The 18688-nt window shown below is 65.9% G+C and carries 16 protein-coding genes; 8 read left to right on the top strand and 8 right to left on the bottom strand.

From position 1 onward, the window contains the following. Positions 1-73: 73 nt before the first annotated feature. The 4 genes from QTH90_RS12825 to QTH90_RS12810 are packed head-to-tail and all read right to left on the bottom strand — an operon-like array spanning position 74 to position 3807. The gene (locus QTH90_RS12825; protein WP_286664927.1) at positions 74-553 is read right to left on the bottom strand and encodes a YidB family protein; all 480 of its coding nucleotides are present in this window, start codon (positions 551-553) and stop codon (positions 74-76) included. A 34-nt stretch (positions 554-587) separates the two neighbouring features. Next, the gene (locus QTH90_RS12820) at positions 588-1943 is read right to left on the bottom strand and encodes a M20/M25/M40 family metallo-hydrolase (protein WP_286664926.1); all 1356 of its coding nucleotides are present in this window, start codon (positions 1941-1943) and stop codon (positions 588-590) included. A 44-nt stretch (positions 1944-1987) separates the two neighbouring features. Continuing rightward, positions 1988-2716 (bottom strand): 16S rRNA (uracil(1498)-N(3))-methyltransferase, encoded by a 729-nt coding sequence (locus QTH90_RS12815; RefSeq protein WP_286664925.1) that lies wholly within the window; start codon positions 2714-2716, stop codon positions 1988-1990. Beyond that, positions 2713-3807, bottom strand: coding sequence for an aminoglycoside phosphotransferase family protein (locus QTH90_RS12810; RefSeq protein WP_286664924.1), 1095 nt, complete (start codon positions 3805-3807; stop codon positions 2713-2715). Before QTH90_RS12810 ends, QTH90_RS12815 begins: the two co-directional genes overlap by 4 nt. A 98-nt stretch (positions 3808-3905) precedes the next feature. Here QTH90_RS12810 and QTH90_RS12805 point away from each other — a divergent pair, with 98 nt between their 5' ends. From QTH90_RS12805 to rsmA, 3 genes are read left to right on the top strand one after another with little or no spacing between them, the layout of a single operon-like run. Then, the gene (locus QTH90_RS12805; RefSeq protein WP_286664923.1) at positions 3906-6368 is read left to right on the top strand and encodes an LPS-assembly protein LptD; all 2463 of its coding nucleotides are present in this window, start codon (positions 3906-3908) and stop codon (positions 6366-6368) included. 14 nt (positions 6369-6382) lie between these two features. Further along, complete coding sequence (locus tag QTH90_RS12800) at positions 6383-7771, top strand: peptidylprolyl isomerase (RefSeq protein ID WP_286664922.1); 1389 nt, start codon at positions 6383-6385, stop codon at positions 7769-7771. 34 nt (positions 7772-7805) lie between these two features. Beyond that, positions 7806-8579 (top strand): 16S rRNA (adenine(1518)-N(6)/adenine(1519)-N(6))-dimethyltransferase RsmA, encoded by a 774-nt coding sequence (gene rsmA / locus QTH90_RS12795; RefSeq protein WP_286664921.1) that lies wholly within the window; start codon positions 7806-7808, stop codon positions 8577-8579. Positions 8580-8708: 129 nt separating this feature from the next. Here rsmA and QTH90_RS12790 read toward each other — a convergent pair whose 3' ends face one another. The 4 genes from QTH90_RS12790 to QTH90_RS12775 form a co-directional block, all read right to left on the bottom strand. Beyond that, positions 8709-8930 (bottom strand): hypothetical protein, encoded by a 222-nt coding sequence (locus QTH90_RS12790; protein WP_286664920.1) that lies wholly within the window; start codon positions 8928-8930, stop codon positions 8709-8711. Beyond that, positions 8909-9340: a barstar family protein gene (locus QTH90_RS12785; protein ID WP_286570543.1), complete on the bottom strand. Its 432-nt coding sequence runs from the start codon at positions 9338-9340 to the stop codon at positions 8909-8911. Before QTH90_RS12785 ends, QTH90_RS12790 begins: the two co-directional genes overlap by 22 nt. A gap of 47 nt (positions 9341-9387) precedes the next feature. Continuing rightward, positions 9388-9801: a guanyl-specific ribonuclease gene (locus tag QTH90_RS12780; protein ID WP_286664919.1), complete on the bottom strand. Its 414-nt coding sequence runs from the start codon at positions 9799-9801 to the stop codon at positions 9388-9390. Positions 9802-9983: 182 nt separating this feature from the next. Beyond that, entirely contained in the window at positions 9984-12323 is a 2340-nt protein-coding gene (locus tag QTH90_RS12775; RefSeq protein ID WP_286664918.1) for an NADP-dependent malic enzyme, read from the bottom strand. Between the two features lie 395 nt (positions 12324-12718). Between QTH90_RS12775 and QTH90_RS12770 the strand changes: the two genes are divergently transcribed. Genes QTH90_RS12770 through QTH90_RS12750 form a run of 5 tightly spaced genes read left to right on the top strand, consistent with a single transcriptional unit; the run spans position 12719 to position 18659 of the window. Further along, positions 12719-13768, top strand: coding sequence for an SPFH domain-containing protein (locus QTH90_RS12770; protein WP_286664917.1), 1050 nt, complete (start codon positions 12719-12721; stop codon positions 13766-13768). A gap of 9 nt (positions 13769-13777) precedes the next feature. Continuing rightward, complete coding sequence (locus QTH90_RS12765; RefSeq protein WP_286664916.1) at positions 13778-15262, top strand: DUF4178 domain-containing protein; 1485 nt, start codon at positions 13778-13780, stop codon at positions 15260-15262. A 24-nt stretch (positions 15263-15286) separates the two neighbouring features. Beyond that, complete coding sequence (locus QTH90_RS12760; RefSeq protein ID WP_286664915.1) at positions 15287-15505, top strand: DUF350 domain-containing protein; 219 nt, start codon at positions 15287-15289, stop codon at positions 15503-15505. Between the two features lie 11 nt (positions 15506-15516). Further along, positions 15517-17058, top strand: a complete 1542-nt coding sequence (locus QTH90_RS12755; protein WP_286664914.1) for a polyamine aminopropyltransferase — start codon at positions 15517-15519, stop codon at positions 17056-17058. Between the two features lie 2 nt (positions 17059-17060). Then, positions 17061-18659: an FAD-dependent oxidoreductase gene (locus QTH90_RS12750; protein ID WP_286664913.1), complete on the top strand. Its 1599-nt coding sequence runs from the start codon at positions 17061-17063 to the stop codon at positions 18657-18659. The last annotated feature ends 29 nt before the right edge of the window (positions 18660-18688 follow it).

Genomic DNA, 18688 nt, shown 5'->3' with positions numbered 1-18688 from the left:
GCCGGTTCTATCACGCAGTGCCGCGCCCACAAAAATGGCGCCCGGAGGCGCCATGGTTCTGGAGCGAGGTGCTTCAGCCCTTCTGCAGCAATCCGCTGAGCGACGAGAGCAGGTCGTCCTGATTGCCCAAACCCTCTGCCGGCACCTGGCCCTTCGGCGTCAGGTGGTCGATCAGCGTGGGCAGCATGGTGGCCAGCAGGGGCAGCAGCGTCGCGGCGTTGATGCCGAGCTTCTGCGCGATGCCGGAGACGACGTCGCTGCCGAGCGCCTGTTGCAGCTGACCGCCCGAGATGGGCGCGTTCTCGCCGGTGCCGACCCAGGAGCCGATCACGTCGCCCATGCCGGCCTGGTTGAACTTGGAGACCAGACCCCCAAGCCCGCCGACTTCGCCGTTGTTGGCGAGCAGGCCACCGAGCGCGCCGGCCAGACCGCCGAGGTCACCGTTGTTGCCGAGCAGGCTGCCAAGCCCGCCGAGACTGCCAATGTCGCCCGCCTGCGGTTGAGCCTGCGTGCCGCCGAGCACTTGTCCGAGTACTGAATCTAGCAATCCCATGATGGGCCTCCTGAACGTTGACTTGGGTGCAACTCTACTTCAGGCGCGGGGCGCGCTTCGTAAGCAAGGGCTCGCTCACACCCTGTACGCCGACAAGCCCGAGAACGGTCACGAGGGCATTCTGCGCGCCCTTCCACCCGTCTGTCACGTCGATCCATTCCGAGAGTGCGTGAAAGCCGCCCGTCTTGCCGCCGCCGCCGATGATGATCGCCGGGATGCCGAGCGACATGGGCACGTTCGCATCGGTGCTCGCCCCGGACAGCAGGGTCTTGTGGCCGAAGGCGGTGTTCGACCGCACGGCGGCTTCGACGATCACCGAGTCCGCCGAGGTACGTCCGCCCGGCCGGTCGCCGATCAATTTGTTGGAGACGCTCAGCGTCGTGACATTCCAGCGCTTGTTTTCTTCCGCCACCGCTTCGTCGATCGCGGCCAGCACCTTCTTCTCGGTGTCGAGCAGCGCGCCCATGTCGTCCGAGCGGATATCGACCGCCATACGCGCATCCGGCGCGATGGTGTTGACGGAAGTGCCACCGCCCACCGTGCCGACGGTGAAGGTGGTCTTCGGGAAGCTGGGCGTCTTGATGTCGGCGATCTTGGCAATGGCACGGCCCATGCCGTGGATTGCGCTGGGCACCTGGCCGAAGGCCGCATAGCTGTGGCCGCCCGGTCCCTTGAACGTCACCTCGTAGCGATGGCTCGCCGTGCCGAGCACCAGCACGTTGCCGTCGGGCGCGGGTTCGACGCCGACCATGCCGTCGATATCCAGATGGTCGCGAAAGATCGCCTTCATGCCACGCAGGTTGCCCAGCTCTTCCTCGCCGACGTTGCCGACGAACAGCAGGTCGCCCACGGTCTGGATCTTGTTGTCGTTGAGTACCTTGAGCCACGACAGGAGCACCGCGAGACCCCGCGTGTCATCCGAAATGCCCGGCGCGTAGAGCTTGCCGTCGCGCTCCTTCACCTTGACGTCGGTACCGGCCGGGAACACGGTGTCCAGATGGGCCGAAATCATCAGCTTCGGCCCGTTGCCGCTGCCCTTGCGCAGGCCGATCACGTTGCCTTCGCTGTCGATCCGGGCGTCCGACAGCCCCAGGGCCTTCAGGCGCGCGAGAAAGGCTTCGGCGCGCTTCTGCTCCTTGAAGGGCGGCGCCTCGATCTCGGTGAGCAGCTTCAGGTCCTCGATCGAGCGTTCGTGGTCGGCTTGCACCGCGTCGAGCAGTTGCTTGATGGAGGGTGCAGCCAGAAGCTGTGTGTAGGCCTGATCGACGGCCGGTTTCACCTGCGTGGGGGTCGGCGCAACCGCCGATCCCTGGGCGTGAGCGACGCCCGCGGCACACAGCGCAGCGAGCAGGATGGGTGCGAGGCGCGAAGGGATGAAGCAAGTCGGCATGACGATCCAGTGATGAGGACGAAAAGAGAAGAAGGAACCGGCGCTTACTGGCCGGCGAGCAACGCCAGCGCCGCCAGCGCGGCGGTTTCGGCGCGCAGGACACGCGGCCCGAGGGTGAGCGGCGCGAAGCCGCGCGCGATCGCGTCCTGCTCCTCGGTGGCGCTGAGGCCGCCTTCCGGCCCGCTCAGCACCCATGCATCGCGCGGCTCGCTCGATGCACCGTGGGCGATGTCGGCGACCGGCCGGGTTCCGTCGGCCAGGCTCAGGATGAAGCGTTCCGAATCCGCGACGGGTTTCGCCAGCCAGCCGGCCAACGGTTGCACCGGATGGATCACCGGCACGCGGTTGCGTCCGCATTGTTCGCAGGCCGCGATGGCGACGGCTTCCCAATGCGCACGCTTCTTGTCCGCACGCTCGCCCATGAGACGCAACACGCCATGGGCGGTCATGAGCGGCTGGATGCTCGCCACGCCCAGCTCGGTCGCTTTCTCGACCAGCCAGTCCATGCGCTCGTTGGCAGGCATGCCGACGGCGAGGTGCACGGCGCGCGGCGCTTCACGTTCGATGGCGCTGTGCGCGCCGACCTGGACGGCGACTTCGCTGCGTCCCATGCGCTCGACTGTTGCGGCGTATTCGCCGCCGCTGCCGTCAAACAGGGTCAGCGCGTCGCCCGGCTGCATCCGCAGCACCTGCACGTGGCGCGCGGCGCCGGGCGGCAACGTCAGGGCGCTGTCTGCGGTCAGCGCGATGGCGCAGTGAAAGCGCGCCGTCACACCCGTCCGTAGGCAAAGCCGCTCACGGCCTGGGTGCCCTCGACCTCGTCGATGACGCGCAGCAGCGGCGTGAGTTCGGTGTAGCGGCTGGCGGTCGCCCGGATGTAGGCAATGAAGCGCGGCGTGTCCGCGAGGTACTTCGGCTTGCCGTCGCGCAGCGTGAGCCGCGCGAAGATGCCGGCCACCTTCAGGTGGCGTTGCAGGCCCATCCATTCGACCGCGCGGTAGAAGGCGCCAAAGTCCTCATCCACCGGCAGGCCGGCCTTGCGGGCCTGTTGCCAGTAGCGCACCGTCATGTCGAGCACGAATTCCTCGTCCCAGCTCAGGAAGGCATCGCGCATCAGGCTCGCAATGTCGTAGGTGATAGGGCCGTGCACGGCATCCTGGAAGTCCAGCACGCCCAGGGTGGGGCCGCCAGTGAACATCAGGTTTCGCGGCATGAAGTCGCGGTGCACGTAGACGCGCGGCGCGGCGAGGTTGTTCGCGACGATCAGCTTGAAGCTGCGCTCGAGGCGCTCCTGGAGCTTGCCCTCCACGGGCAAGCCGCGGTGCTGCCCGATGTACCACTGCGGAAACAGCGCCAGTTCGCGCTCCAGCAAGGCCTGGTCGTAAGGTGGCAGCACCTCGGGCCGCGAGGCCTTCTGCCAGAGGATCAGCGCATCGATCGCCTGGGCGTAGAGCGGGCGGGCGGCATCGGGCTGGGCGGGGTCGACCACGTCCAGCATGGTCTGCAGGCCCAGGTCGTCCAGCAGCAGGAAGCCGTTGGCTTCGTCCCATTCGAGCACGCGCGGCGCGGTGACACCGGCGTCGGCCATCAGCTTCGCGACCTGCACGAAGGGGGCGCTGTTTTCCTGGGCGGGCGGCGCATCCATCACGATGCGGGTCAGCGCGCCGTCGCGGGTGTCGACGCGGAAATAGCGCCGGAAGCTCGCGTCGGCCGAAGCGAGGCGAACGGTATTCGGCAGCAGCTGGTGCGCCGTTGCGACGCGCTCCATCCACTGGCTGAACGCCTGGGCGCGGGCCGGATCGCTCCAGGCGGGGGGATGAAAAGATGTCGCGGCGCCGTTGGCCGTTGGCTGGGAGGCTGTCATGGATAATCAATTCTACAAATCCGCCTGCTGCGGAGCCTCGCAACCTGCCGGCCCCTGGCGCCGTCATCCCCCTCCAGACGATATTTGTCCCGTACCCGATGCCTGACCTGAACCGAGCCGCCTGGCGCCGGTCCCGCCCGCCCCTGCCGCTGGCGGTGCTGTCGCTCGCCCTGTTGCATGCCCACGCTGCGTGGGCACAGGATGCGGATCTCGATGGCCCGCTCGTGCTCAAGCGCACGCCGCAGCTCACCGAAACCATCACGCCGGATCAGCGCGGGCAACTGCCCAGCTTCGTGACGGGCGACCGCATTACCGGCCGGCCCGACCTCGAGACGGTGGTCGAAGGCAACGCGATGCTGCGCCGCGGCGACACCATGATCACAGCCGACCGGCTGGAGTACTACCAGCCCGAGGATCTCGCCAAGGCGACCGGCAACGTGCACGTCAACCAGGCCGGCAACGTCTATGAAGGCCCCGAGCTGCAGCTGCGGATCGAGACTTTCGAAGGCTTCTTCAACAACGTTCGCTACAGGTTCCTGGTGAACGGCGGCCACGGAACGGCGGAACGCATCGACTTCGTCGACAGCAACGTGTCGGTCGCGCGGCAGGCCACCTACACCACCTGCCGGGCCGAGGACTATCCGGGCTGGATGCCGGCATGGCTGCTGAGCGCCGCGACGCTCACCACCGACACGGAAGAAAACGTCGGCGTCGCGACCAACGCGCGGCTGAGCTTCATGGGCGTCAGCACGCCCCCGTTCCCTTCGCTGAGCTTCCCGCTCAGCAACGATCGCAAGAGCGGTCTGCTGCCGCCGGTCATCGGCATCGACAGCGTCAACGGCATCGACATCACCACGCCGTACTACTGGAACATCGCGCCCAATCGCGATGCCACGCTGTACCCCACGCTGATGTCGAAGCGCGGCATCAACCTCGGCACCGAGTTCCGCTACCTCGAAGAAAAGTATCACGGCGAGATCCGGGCCGACTACATGCCCGACGACCGCCTGCGCGACCGCGACCGTTGGGGCATCTGGACGAACCATACGCAACGGTTCGACGCCCCGTACTTCGGCCTCGATTCGCTGGTCGGCACGCTCAACATCAACCGCGTGAGCGACAACGACTACTGGCGCGACTTCACACGCACGCCCTCGCTGACGCAGCGCTTGCTGTCGAACGACGGCACGCTCGCCTGGAGCAAGGGCGACTGGAGCGGGATGGCGCGCGCACTGAGCTACCAGACGCTGCAGTACGCGCCCTCGCCGATCGTTCCGCCGTACGACCGCATGCCGCAAATCACGGCGAACTACAACAAGTACGACTGGAACGGCTTCGACTTCTCGTTCAACGCCGACTATTCCCGGTTCGAGACAAATCCGATCACGCAATGCGCCGCAGCGATTCCGTCCAGCGCGTCCGTCGAGTGCCAGCCCAATGGCGAGCGTGTTTTCGGCATCGTCAGCCTGAGCCGACCCTTCCTGACCCCAGGCACGTTCGTCATTCCGAAGGTCATGCTGAATGCCACGGCCTACCAGTTCGATGCGCCGATGGTGCGCAAGACCTTCGATTTCGGAAACACGCAGCTTTTTGACCTGACCAGCAGTGCCACGCGCACCGTGCCGACTTTCAGTCTCGACAGCGGCCTGATCTTCGAGCGCGACACCAGCTTCTTCGGCCGGTCCTTCTTGCAGACCCTGGAGCCGCGCGCCTACTACGTGTACACGCCGTTCCGCAACCAGAACTACCTGCCGAACTACGATTCGGCGTCCAACGACTTCAACTTCGCGACGATCTACACCGAGAACGCGTTTTCCGGCAACGACCGCATCTCCGACAGCAACCTCCTCACCCTGGGCGTGAGCACGCGCTTCATCGACCCCGACACCGGCGTCGAGGCGGCCCGCTTCGGCATCGCGCAGCGCCTGCGCTTCGAGGACCAGCTCGTCACCCTGCCCGGCCAGGCGCCGGTCACCGACCGGCTGAGCGACATTCTCCTGGGCGCCCAGATCAACTGGACCCCGAAATGGAGCGTGGACGGCACGGTCCAATACAATCCGGATCAGCAAACGTCGACGCGCACGGCGATCAGCGCGCGTTACAACCCGGGGTCCTATCGCTCGATCAGCGCCGCCTATCGCTACCAGGCCAACTCCACGCCGACATCCGAGGACGGCAACAAGTCGATCGATGTCAGCTGGCAATGGCCGCTGAACGACCTCTGGGGCGACAAGGGCAAGGACCTCGGCGTCGGCCGTGGTCAAGGCGGCGGGCGCTGGTACGCGGTCGGTCGCCTTAACTACAGTCTGCAGGACAGCAAACTGACCGATGGCGTTCTCGGCTTTGAATACGACGGTTGCTGCTGGATCGGGCGCGTGGTGCTGGAACGCGTCACGACCGGGCAAGTCACCGCGAGCACGCGGATCATGTTCCAGCTTGAGCTTGTCGGCTTTGCCAGCATCGGGTCGAGCCCGAGACGTACGTTGACGCAGAACATTCAGCGGTACACCCCCCTGCGCCAGCCGTTCGCAGGGCCGAGCCGCTTCACCAATTACGACTGAGACCGAGCACCGCCATGAATCACATCCGCTCCATCCTGACCCTGGCCTGCCTTGCCACCCTGGCAACGGCCTCCGGTGCGCAAGGAACCGGCATCACCGACATCATGCGTTCCGGCCCGCGTCTGGCCGCCCCGCCGACCGCACCCCGCGCGCCAGCAGCGCCCACGGTCCAGCGCTCGGCGGAATACATCGTCGCACTGGTCAATTCCGAGCCGATCACCAACACCGAGGTGCAGGCGCGCGCGGTCCGCATTCTTCGCGACAACCCCGAAGCATCACGCTATTCGCGCCAGGAGTTGATGCGGCTGGTGCTCGACCGCCTCATCAACGAGCGTGCGCAGATGCAGGTGGCGAAGGAACAAGGCATCAAGATCGACGACATCGCGATCGACCAGGCCGAACAGACCGTCGCGCGGAACAACCAGATCAGCGTGACCGAGCTGCGCCGCCGGGTGGCGGAAGAAGGCCTGTCTCAAGAGCAGTTCCGCCGCGAACTGCGGGAGCAGCTCACCCTGATCCGCCTGCGGGACCGTGAGATCGAAGGCAAGATCAAGATCACCGACGTGGAGGTCGACCAGTTCATTCGCGACCAGCGCAGCGGCTCCAACGCGGCAATTGCCCCGAACATCAACATCGCGCAGTTGCTGGTCGCGGTGCCGGAGTCCGCCAGCGAGGCCGATGTGGCCAAGCTGCAGCAGCGTGCCCAGGGCCTCGCCCAGCGGGCGCGCGCCGGCGAGGACTTCACCAAGCTCGTGCAGGAGTTCTCCGATGCGCCCGACCGCGCCTCGGGCGGCGCCATCGGGATGCGCAGCGCGGACCGCTATCCGCCCCTGCTCGTCGACGCGACGCAATCGACGCCGGTCAACGGCATCGCAGGGCCGGTGCGCTCGAACGCCGGCTTCCACGTGCTCAAGCTGCTGTCCAAGGCACAGCCCGGCGCAAGCGACGCGGTGGTGACGCAGACGCAGGTCCGCCACATCCTGTTGCTCAACGACTCGAAGCGCTCGACGGCCGAGTCCATCGCCAAGCTGAACCAGTTCAAGCAGCAGTTGCAGAACGGGACGGCCGATTTCGCCGTGCTCGCGCGCGACAACTCCCAGGACGGCAGCGCCAAGGACGGCGGCGACCTGGGCTGGGCACGCCCCGGCCAGTTCGTCCCCGAGTTCGAGGAAGCCATGAATCGCCTGGCTCCGGGCCAGATCAGCGACCCGCTGGTCTCGCGCTTCGGCGTGCACCTGATCCAGGTGGTCGGGCGCCGCGACGCCAAGCTGAGCCAGGCCGAACAGCGCGAAGCCGCGCGGGCGTTGCTGCGCCAGAAGCGGATTGCGGAATCCACCGAAACCTGGGCGCAGGAAGTGCGCGCACGGGCCTACGTCGAAATGCGCGAGCCGCCGCAATCGTGATCGACATCGTGATGGCCGGCCGAGCCCGCGCTTGATGCAGCACATCCCTCGCAAGCGCTTCGGGCAGCATTTCCTGTCCGATGGCGGGATCATCGATGCGATCGTGCGCGAGATCGCGCCCCAGCCCGGCGATGCCATGGTCGAGATCGGCCCGGGCCTCGCGGCGCTGACGCAGCCGCTGGTCGAGCGGCTGGGCCGCCTGACGGTGATCGAGCTCGACCGCGACCTCGCGCAGCGACTGCGCAGCCACGGGCAGCTCAACGTGATCGAGTCCGACGTGCTGAAGGTGGACTTCGCCGCCCTCGCCGCGAACCTGGTCGCGTCACCGGGCAAGGCCCTGCGCGTCGTGGGCAACCTGCCCTACAACATCTCCACGCCCATCCTGTTCCATCTGCTGGGCTTTGCGCACCTGATCACCGACCAGCACTTTATGCTGCAGAAAGAGGTGATCGACCGCATGGTGGCCAAGCCGGCCACTTCCGACTACAGCCGCCTGAGCGTGATGCTGCAATGGCGCTACGCCATGGACAACGTGCTCTTCGTGCCGCCCGAGAGCTTCGACCCGCCCCCGCGCGTCGACAGCGCCGTAGTCCGCATGGTGCCCTTCGCCGAGCCGCCGAAGGTCGATGCCGCAAGGCTGGGAGAAATCGTCCAGGTGGCCTTCAGCCAGCGCCGCAAGCTGCTGCGCCACACCCTGGGCAAGTGGCTGGACCAGCACCAGTTCGCAGGCACCTTCGACACCCAGCGCCGCGCAGAAGAAGTGCCAGTCGAGGAATACGTAGCCCTGGCCCAACAGGCCCCCAAATGAAAAAAGCCCGTCACTGACGGGCTTTTGTTCGTGAAACACCGCGGACCCGGCTCAGCCGGTCCGCTGGTGTTGCCCCCGGCAGGGGGTAGGCGGCTACACGAAGTGAGCAAGCCTGGGGGCGAGCAACAGTTACGCCGCGGCGAGCCAGTATCCGGCGTTGAAGGGGCTGCTCATGCGCAGCGCCAGCGGGGATACGTCGACCAACTTGTCGGTCGGCATCTTTTCTGCCGTCGGGTCGGTGTTCTGGACTTCGACGGTCGGAGCCGGTTCGGCGCCGTTTTGCTGAGCCTCGTTCGCCCGTTCTGCTTGGCTGGTGTGTGCAGAACGGGCTACAGAAAAGAATAGAAGCACCTGAACGGTATCTTCCGGTCTCCCCAGTAGTCCGAGGCGTCGCGGAAGATGTCGAGCAGTTGCTCGCGTGCTTCCTTGTCGAACTTGGCATTGGCCGGGATCTGCTCGAGCACGATCACGAAGCCCGGTTGCGGGCCCGATTTGTGCAAGGGATCCGTCATGCAGTCGTACAAAGCGTCGAAGTTCTTGCCGAAGTGCTGCGGAAACGTGAATTGCTGGGCGATCAGGTCCAGCACGTCCTGCTTGGTCTGGGCGTTGCCCAGGTTGGCATAGAGGAAGTGCTGACCCGCCGCGTGCGCCGCTTCCTGCAGGTCGTTCACGCGAAATGCGCGAATCGACTGCACGATATTAGGTCGCACGGCACGAAGGGATAAGGTCATCTCCGCTGGTCTTTCCATGGTTGTCGTCATCATTACTTCGGGGCGCTTTGGCGCGCCGCTCCAATTCAATTCATCGCTCATGGCACGATCCGCCTGAAGCTCGCATAGTGATCTGCCGTGTACCAGCAGTCCGATGGCGCCGTGCGCTCGCCTCCGCAGACGATGCGCCGTGCACCACGGTCACGCGAGCCGGGCGTTTCGACCGTGTACTCTCGGTAATGGCCTCGCCGTTCCTGCGGCAACAGGCGTTCGCGATTGCCGAACACCACGCCGTCTTTTTCGTATCGGAAGGGACCACCATTCAAAATGGCCCCATAAGTACGCTGGCCCTGCACCGGCAATTCGGCCAACGCGATCGTTTCCTTTGCCGGTTGGTCAGCGCGGGTGCCGAACCATTCGCGAGCCTGGACTCCTGTCGCTAGGCCGACCAGCAACAAGCTAGTGAGCGCAAACTTGGAAACCGGGGACGTGATCGAGGCGTAAACCGCCATGGGGCACCAGAGGAAAAAGAGCGGGGGGCCGAACTGGGGGTCTAACCTTGGGGTTAACCCGCAAATTCAAGCCCGCAAGTGTGCACCAGAGGCGCGCAAATAGCAAGCGCCTGCCCAATCTTTGAGCAGGTGCAAGGCGATATGCACGAAAGCGAAGTTAGCGACCGCTGTCGCTTTTGCGCCTAGCGTTCGGCGTTGGCGTCCGCGACGGTGAGAGCCGTCATATTCACGATCCGGCGCACCGTCGCGCTGGCCGTCAGGATGTGCACAGGTTTGGCCGCACCGAGAAGGACCGGGCCAATGGCGATATTTCCGCCCGCCGCGGTCTTGAGCAGGTTGTAGGAGATGTTGGCCGAGTCGATGTTCGGGAACACGAGCAGGTTGGCGTCGCCCGCCAGCGCGCTGTGCGGCATGACGCTGGCGCGCTGCTTGCCGTCCAAAGCAACGTCACCGTGCATTTCGCCGTCGACTTCGAGCCAGGGCGCCTGCACGCGAAGCAGATCCAGCGTCTGGCGCATCTTGACCGCGGTCGGCAGGTTGCTGCTGCCGAAATTGGAGTGCGACAGCAGCGCCGCCTTGGGCTTGAGCCCGAAGCGCATCATTTCCTCGGCCGCCATGGTCGTGATTTCGGCCAGTTCCTCGGGCGTCGGGTCGTAGTTGACATGCGTGTCGACCAGGAACACCTGCCGGTTGGGCAGCAGCAGGCCGTTCATGCAGGCATAGATCGGCACGTTCTGCGGCGTGCTCGCGCACCCGCCGGGGCGCTTGCCGATCACCTGGTCGATGTAGTGCAGGTGGATGGCGGTGGTGCCCCAGGTGCCGCAGATCATGCCGTCCACGTCGCCCTTGTGCAGCAGCATCGCGCCGATCAGCGTGAGGCGCCGGCGCATCTCGATCTTGGCCGTCTGCACCGTCGTGCCCTTGCGCTCGGTCATGCGGTGGTAGGTCTGCCAGAAATCGCGGTAGCGGCGGTCCTGCTCGACGTTGACGATGTCGTAGTCCAGGTCCTCCTTGAGACGGAGGCCGAACTTCTCGATGCGCTGCGCAATGATGGCCGGGCGGCCGATCAGCGTGGGACGTGCAATGCCTTCGTCGACCACGATCTGCGCGGCGCGCAGCACGCGCTCTTCCTCGCCCTCGCAGTACGCAACCCGCTTCTTCGACGCACGCTTGGCCGCATCGAAGATGGGCTTCATCGTCGTGCCGGACGTATAGACGAACGTCTGCAGCTTGTCGCGATAGGCGTCGAGGTCCGCGATTGGGCGCAGCGCGACGCCGCTCTCGGCCGCGGCCTTGGCGACCGCGGGCGCGATCTTCATCATGAGCCGCGGATCGAAAGGCTTCGGGATCAGGTACTCGGGGCCGAAGCTCAGCTTCTCGCCCACGTAGGCTGCCGCCACGCGTTCGCTTTGCTCGGCTTGCGCCAGCTCGGCGATCGCATACACCGCCGCCACTTCCATCTCGTCGGTGATGGTGGTCGCTCCGCAATCCAGCGCGCCGCGGAAGATGTACGGGAAGCACAGGACGTTGTTGACCTGGTTCGGGTAGTCCGTGCGGCCCGTGGCCATGACCACGTCGTCGCGCACTGCGTGTGCGTCTTCCGGCGAGATCTCGGGGTTGGGGTTGGCCAGCGCAAATATCACCGGCTTGGCCGCCATCTTCGCGACCATTGCAGGCTTGAGCACGCCGCCGGCGGACAGGCCGAGGAACACGTCGGCGCCCTCGATCACCTCGGCCAGCGTGCGCGCCTCGGTCTTCTGCATGTACTGGCGCTTGTCGTCATCCATCAGCTCGGTGCGGCCTTCGTACACCACGCCGGCCAGGTCGGTCACGAAGACGTTCTCGCGCTTGAGCCCGACCTTGAGCAGCAGGTTCAGGCAGGCCAGCGCCGCAGCACCCGCGCCGGAGGTGACGAGCTTCACCTCCGAAATGTCCTTGCCCACGACCTTCAGGCCGTTCAGCATGGCCGCGGCCACCGTGATGGCGGTGCCGTGCTGGTCGTCGTGGAAGACCGGAATCTTCATGCGCTTGCGCAGCTCGCGCTCGACGTAGAAGCAGTCCGGTGCCTTGATGTCCTCGAGGTTGATGGCGCCGAAAGTCGGCTCCAGCGCGGCGATCACGTCGACCAGCCTGGCCGGGTCCTTCTCGTCGATCTCGATGTCGAACACATCGACGCCGGCGAACTTCTTGAACAGGACGCCCTTGCCTTCCATCACCGGCTTCGAAGCCAGCGGACCGATGTCGCCCAGGCCGAGCACAGCCGTGCCGTTGGTGATGACCGCCACGAGATTGCCGCGGGCCGTGTACTTGAAGGCGTTGACCGGGTCCTTGACGATTTCCTCGCACGGAGCAGCGACGCCAGGCGAATACGCAAGCGCCAGATCGCGCTGGTTGACCATCTGCTTGGTCGCGGCGATCGAGATCTTCCCCGGGACCGGATGCTCGTGGTACTCGAGCGCCGCCCGGCGCAGTTCGGCGCGCTTGTCTTCGGGCGTGGGGATCTGCGAAGTCGAATCGGACATTGGGCCGTGCCTCCTAGGACGCTTCTTGTAAAGGGCGCCGATTGTAGACCTCGATTCCGCGCCCCGCCGGTGCGCCACGCCAACGAGGGACGCTTCGCAAAACACGGCTCTTACTATCTCTCCTACTTATTCTTCTTATTTAGATTAGTAGTAGTAGTAAGGGCCGCGCTTCGCTGTGGACAGGGTCATTTTCCTGTTTCGCGACAAGGGTTTGCCGTAGCCGCAGTGCTGTGCGCAGCATCGCTTCGGTGCTGTCGCGCCAAAGCGAACAACTTCGCGGAACGCGTCGAGCCTGTGGACAAGTGTTGCGTTGTGCCGGAACTATCCCCAGAGTTGTCCTTTGGGTGCTGTGGCAATATGCCCGCCACAGCAAACCCGCGAAACGAGGAGCGACCATGGCGCTGATGGATTTCATCAAGAAGCAGTTCATCGACATCATTCAGTGGACCGAGACCGGTGATGGCACACTGGCCTGGCGCTTCCCGATGGCGGAGATGGAGATCCAGAACGGCGCCTCGCTCACGGTGCGCGAGTCGCAAATCGCGGTGTTCGTCAACGAGGGCCAGGTGGCCGATGTGTTCGGCCCGGGCATGTACAAGCTCACGACGCAGACGCTGCCCGTCCTGACCTATCTCAAGAACTGGGACAAGCTCTTCGAGTCGCCTTTCAAGAGCGACGTGTACTTCTTCAGTACGCGTCAGCAGGTGGATCAGAAATGGGGCACGCCCCAGCCGATCACCATCCGCGACAAGGATTTCGGCGCGGTGCGGCTGCGCGCCTTCGGCAACTACAGCTTCCGCATCGGCGATGCCAAGCTGTTCCATACCGAGATCTCGGGCACGCGCGACATCTATACGGTCGCGGATCTCGACGGGCAGCTGCGTGGCCTGGTCCTGCAGAACATCAGCAATGCCATCGCTTCGAGCGGCGTTCCCTTCCTGGACCTCGCGGCGAACCAGATCCAGTTCGCGGAAGCGCTGGCGACGCAACTGGTGCCGGCATTCGCGAAGATCGGCATCAAGCTGGAGAACATCACCGTCCAGAACGTGTCGCTGCCGGAAGAGCTGCAGAAAATTCTCGACCAGAAGATCGGCATGGGCATGGTCGGCAACGACATGGGCAAGTTCATGCAGTACCAGACGGCGCAGGCGATTCCGAAGTTTGCCGAAGGCGCCGGCAGCGGCGGCGGCATCGCGGGCGATGCGATGGGTCTGGGCGCCGGCGTTGCGTTGGGCCAGGTGCTGGCGCAGAACCTGTCGCAGGGGCTCAGCCAGAACAACCCGGCCGCTGCGGGCGCTCCGGCGCAACAACCGGTGGTCGCGGTCGTCAATCCGGCCGACGTGATGACCACGCTCGAAAAGCTCGGTGAACTCAAGGCCAAGGGCATCCTCACACAGGAAGAATTCGACGCCAAGAAGGCGGAGCTGCTGAAAAAGCTCGTCTGATCCGCCCCGTTGGCCTCCGACTCCCCCCAGCAGCGCTATTACCGGGCGCCCTGCCCCGGCTGCGGCGCGCCGGTTGAATTCCGCTCGGCCCAATCGACGCATGCCGTCTGCCCCTATTGCCAGAGCACCGTGGTGCGGCAGGGCGAGACGCTCGCGCGCACCGGCAAGATGGCGGAGCTGTTCGACGACTTCAGCCCGCTGCAACTCTTTGCCGCAGGCCGGGTCGATGACAAGCCCTTCACGCTGGTCGGCCGGTTGCAGTACAGCAACGACGGTGGCCGCTGGACCGAATGGATCGCCGCGCTCGACGGCGACCGCACCGGCATCCTGAGCGAGGACAACGGCGCCTTCGTCTTTGCCCTGCCCTTCGCGCTTCAGCGCGTGGCGCCGCCGGCCGCGGATCTGCGCGTCGGCGCCACCACCGCCTTCAATGGCCAGAACTACACGGTCGCGTCCAACGAGCAGGTCGCGCTGGTCTCGGCGCAGGGCGAGCTGCCGCGCCTGCCCGAACTCGGCCGCCGCTTCCCGGTGGTCGAGCTGCGCAGCGACAAGGGGGAGGTTCTCAGCCTCGACTACGACACGAATCCGCCCGGTGTCTACCTCGGCCGCGCGGTGCGGCTCGAAGACCTGCAGTTCACCGGACTGCGCGACGAGTCGGCCAAGGAGGAGAGAGGCCGCAGCTTCAACTGCCCGAACTGCGGATCGCCGGTCACCGTCAACCTGGTCGACAGCAAGAGCGTCACCTGCCCCGCGTGCAACAGCATCATCGATCTCTCGCAAGGCATCGGCGGCGAGTTGCGGCACGCGATACAGGACGAGCCGGTCCAGCCGCTGATTGCGATCGGCTCGATCGGGCAGCTGCAAGGCGCGGACTGGCAGGTGGTCGGCTTCCAGCACCGCATGGGTGTGGCGCCCGGCGACGACGAGCACTTCGGCTGGAGCGAATACCTGCTCTACAACAAGAAGCGAGGATTCAGCTTCCTGGTCGATGCGGAGGACGGCTGGAGCATGGTGAAGCCCACCACCGGCGCGCCGACGATGGCCGAGAGCGCGGCGCGGGCGACCTACCTCGGCAAGGTCTACCAGCAGCAATACGCCTACAACGCCGAGACCAGCTATGTCGCGGGCGAGTTCTACTGGCAGGTCCAGCGCGGGCAGAAGACTTTCAACCGCGACTTCGCCAACGGCGCCGCGCTGCTCTCGATGGAGCGCTCGGCCAACGAGCTGACCTGGTCGTCCGGCAGCAAGATCGACAGCGCGGCGGTGGCGGCGGCCTTCAAACTGGGCGGCAAGAAGGACATGTTCAAGCGCAACGACGCGCTCCCCGTGAGCGCGGCGTCGAGCCTGGGCTGCGGCACCATCATCCTGATCGTCGTGATCATCATCATCCTGCTGATCATCCTGAGCACCTGCAGCAGCGGGTCGGGCTCCGGGGGGTCGCGCAGCTCGGGCGGGTCCTATGGCGGCTATTCCAGTGGCGGCGGCCACAAGTAATGTTTTTTTCCGGAGGTCCTCATCATGGGCATTGAATGGTTGAAGCCGGCGGTCATCCTCGGATCGCTCGTCTACGCACTGATCGGGGTGGTGGTCTTCTGGCTGTGCTTCCTCATCATCGACAAGCTCACGCCCTACGACCTGTGGCAGGAGATCGTCGAGAAGCAGAACGTGGCGCTGGGGCTGGTCGTTGCCGCGATGAGTCTCGGCATCTGCATCATCGTCGCGGCAGCCATCCATTGAGGGGCGCGGCCTTGTCCGCGACCACGGCCGCACGCAGCGGCCCGCAGCCTGTGGAGATCGCGCTGCTCGCGAGCGTGTTCGTCGTGGCGGCCTGCGGGCTGGTCTATGAACTGAGCGCGGCGGCGCTCAGTTCCTACCTGCTCGGCGATTCGGTGCTGCAGTTCAGCACCATCATCGGCACCTACCTGTTCGCGATGGGCGTGGGTTCGTGGCTCTCGCGCTACTTCGAGCGGCAGTTGCCTGCGCACTTCCTGCGCATCGAGCTCATGGTCGCCCTGGTCGGCGGCCTGCTGCCGGCCGTGCTCTTCATCGCCAACGCGTACGTTCCCGGCGCCTTCCGGCTGTTGCTGTACGGGCTGGTGCTGGTGGTGGGCGCGCTGGTCGGGTTGGAGATTCCGCTGGTCATGCGCATCCTCCGCCGCAACATCGTGCTGAAGGACCTGGTCTCGCAGGTGCTGACCTTCGACTATCTCGGCGCGCTCGCCGTGTCGGTCGCCTTCCCGCTGCTGCTCGTGCCGCAGCTCGGCATGATCCGCACCGGCCTGCTGTTCGGTCTCATGAACGCGGCCGTGGCGGTATGGGCGCTCTGGCTGTTCCGCCACGAGCTGAGGAGGGTCGGGGCGCACGCACTGGCGTGTGCGTTGGCCTTGCTCGCACTGGTCGGCGCCTTCGTCTTCGCCGAGCACATCACGACGCTGGCGGAAGACAAGTTCTACCAGGACCGCATCGTCTTCAGCGAGACCTCGCCGTACCAGCGCATCGTGGTGACGCGGGGCAGCGCCGGGCACCGGCTCTTCCTCAACGGCAACCTGCAGTTCGCCGAGCGCGACGAATACCGCTATCACGAAGCGCTGGTGCATCCGGTGATGGCCGCGCACGGCGCGCCGAAGAAAGTGGCCGTGCTGGGCGGCGGCGACGGCATGGCGGTGCGCGAGATCCTCAAGTACCCGTCGGTCGAGAGCATCACGCTGGTCGAACTCGACCCGAACATGACGCGGCTCTTCACCACGCACGAAACGCTCGCCGCGTTGAACGGCGGGTCGCTGGCATCGCCGAAGGTGCACATCGTCAACACCGACGCCTTCCAGTGGCTCCAGCAGCCGGGCGACATGTTCGACGTCATCGTGGTCGACTTCCCCGATCCGACCAACTTCGCGATCGGCAAGCTCTACACCAACTCGTTCTATGCGCTGCTCGACAAGCGACTGGCGGCGAGCGGCTACGCGGTGATCCAGACCACCTCGCCGCTGGTCGCGCGAAAGAGCTTCTGGACCGTGGCCGCGACGGTCGAATCCGTCGGCCTGCTCGCAACGCCCTACCACGCGCACGTGCCGAGCTTCGGCGAATGGGGCTACATCATCGCGAGCCGGCGACCGTACCGGCAGCCCGATGCGCTGCCCGATGGCTTGCGCTTCCTGTCGGCGCAGGGCCTGCCTCTGCTCTTCGACTTTCCGCGCGACATGGCGCGCGTACCAGCCGAAGTGAACCGGCTGTCGAACCAGACACTCGTCACGACCTACGAGCAGGAATGGGGCAAGGTCTCCGGACACTAGGCATGAAGCGCCGCGAGTTCCTGGGTGCCGTCATTGCGGGCACGGCCACGCTGGCAGGCTGCGAGGCGCGGCGCGATATCGCGGGCGGGTTCGCCGGCGTCGACGTGGCGCGCGGCCATGCGCTGCGTGACGCGAATCTGCGCACAGGCACTGCGCCGGATGGAACGAGGCGCACGCGGGTGGTGATCGCCGGCGGCGGCGTCGCAGGCCTCGCGGCTGCCCGTGCGCTGCGCCTGGCGGGCATCGACGACTTCGTTCTGCTTGAACTCGAGGACGCGGCCGGGGGCAACAGCCGCGGCGGCGTGGTCGAGGGCATCGCCTGCCCACTCGGCGCGCACTACCTGCCGGTGCCGGGCGACGATGCGCGTGAGGTGCAGGACCTGCTCGAAGAACTGGGGTTGCGACGGCGCGTGTCGGGCCGCTGGGAATACGACGAGCGCCACCTGTGCCACAGCCCGCAGGAGCGCCTCTTCTTTCAGGGCGCCTGGCAGGAAGGCTTGCTGCCCGTGCAGGGCGTGGATGGAGCAACCCTCGCGCAGTACCGCCGGTTTTCGCAGCGGGTCGAAGCATTGCGTCGCGAAGCGCGCTTCCTGATCCCGACGCTGAGGGCCGAACCGGCACCACTCCTGATGGCGCTGGATGCATCGACCTTCCAGGCATGGCTCGACCGCGAAGGCTTCACCGATCCGCACCTGCGCTGGTACCTCGACTACTGTTGCCGCGACGACTATGGGGCGGGCATGGCCCACGTGTCGGCATGGGCCGGCATCCACTACTTCGCCAGCCGCCACGGCTTTCATGCGCCGGGCGACGACAACGCCGAGCGCGACGCCGTGCTGACCTGGCCCGAAGGCAACGGCTGGCTGACGCGGCGGCTGGCCGAGCCGCTGGGCGAGCGCCTGAAGCCGGGCCATGCCGTCACTCGCATTGCCGAAACGCGCGGCGGCGTCGAAGTCGATGCCTTCGATGTCGCCACCCGGTCGCTTGTGCGCTGGCAGGCTGAGCGGTGCATCGTCGCGATGCCGGTTTTCATCGCCGCGCGCGTCGTCGAGAACCCGCCCGAAGTGCTGCGCCATGCTGCGGCCCATCTGCGCTATTCACCCTGGCTCGTCGCCAACGTGCATGTGCGCTCGCCGCTCGCCGACCGGCCCGGCGCCGCGCCGAGTTGGGACAACGTCGTCTACGGCACGCGCGGACTCGGCTATGTCGATGCCCGTCACCAGGCGCTCGACCCGACACCCCGTGCCACGGTGTTGAGCTGGTACCGGCCGCTCGGTCCCAGCGCCTTCGACGGGGCGGACGGCCGACGGCAATTGCTCGACCGGCCATGGACAGGCTGGCGTGATGACTTGCTCGCGGAACTGTCGGTGCCGCATCCCGACCTTCCGGATGTCGCGACGCGCATCGACATCACGCGCTACGGCCATGCCATGGCGATTCCCGCGCCGGGGCTTCTGCGCCAGCTTGGCGCGCTATCGGCGCGCGGGCCGGGGCTGGTCGGGACGGAACGCCTGGCCTTTGCGCACGGCGATTGGTCCGGCTATTCGATCTTCGAGGAAGCCTTCACGCGGGGGCACCTGGCCGGTACGGCGATGCTCTGAGATGTGATTTCCATGGACACGAAGTGCGC

It is taken from the genome of Variovorax flavidus (assembly GCF_030317145.1).
In the GTDB taxonomy this organism is placed as follows: Bacteria; Pseudomonadota; Gammaproteobacteria; order Burkholderiales; family Burkholderiaceae_C; genus Variovorax; species Variovorax flavidus.
This window is presented reverse-complemented; position numbering and strand designations above follow the sequence as displayed.

Excerpts from the sequence above, each read along its gene's own strand:
- QTH90_RS12825 (WP_286664927.1), bottom strand. The coding sequence starts at position 553 with ATGGGATTGCTAGATTCAGTACTCGGACAAGTGCTCGGCGGCACGCAG.
- QTH90_RS12820 (WP_286664926.1), bottom strand. The coding sequence starts at position 1,943 with ATGCCGACTTGCTTCATCCCTTCGCGCCTCGCACCCATCCTGCTCGCT.
- QTH90_RS12810 (WP_286664924.1), bottom strand. The coding sequence starts at position 3,807 with ATGACAGCCTCCCAGCCAACGGCCAACGGCGCCGCGACATCTTTTCAT.
- QTH90_RS12805 (WP_286664923.1), top strand. The coding sequence starts at position 3,906 with ATGCCTGACCTGAACCGAGCCGCCTGGCGCCGGTCCCGCCCGCCCCTG.
- QTH90_RS12800 (WP_286664922.1), top strand. The coding sequence starts at position 6,383 with ATGAATCACATCCGCTCCATCCTGACCCTGGCCTGCCTTGCCACCCTG.
- rsmA (WP_286664921.1), top strand. The coding sequence starts at position 7,806 with ATGCAGCACATCCCTCGCAAGCGCTTCGGGCAGCATTTCCTGTCCGAT.
- QTH90_RS12785 (WP_286570543.1), bottom strand. The coding sequence starts at position 9,340 with ATGACGACAACCATGGAAAGACCAGCGGAGATGACCTTATCCCTTCGT.
- QTH90_RS12780 (WP_286664919.1), bottom strand. The coding sequence starts at position 9,801 with ATGGCGGTTTACGCCTCGATCACGTCCCCGGTTTCCAAGTTTGCGCTC.
- QTH90_RS12775 (WP_286664918.1), bottom strand. The coding sequence starts at position 12,323 with ATGTCCGATTCGACTTCGCAGATCCCCACGCCCGAAGACAAGCGCGCC.
- QTH90_RS12770 (WP_286664917.1), top strand. The coding sequence starts at position 12,719 with ATGGCGCTGATGGATTTCATCAAGAAGCAGTTCATCGACATCATTCAG.
- QTH90_RS12760 (WP_286664915.1), top strand. The coding sequence starts at position 15,287 with ATGGGCATTGAATGGTTGAAGCCGGCGGTCATCCTCGGATCGCTCGTC.
- QTH90_RS12750 (WP_286664913.1), top strand. The coding sequence starts at position 17,061 with ATGAAGCGCCGCGAGTTCCTGGGTGCCGTCATTGCGGGCACGGCCACG.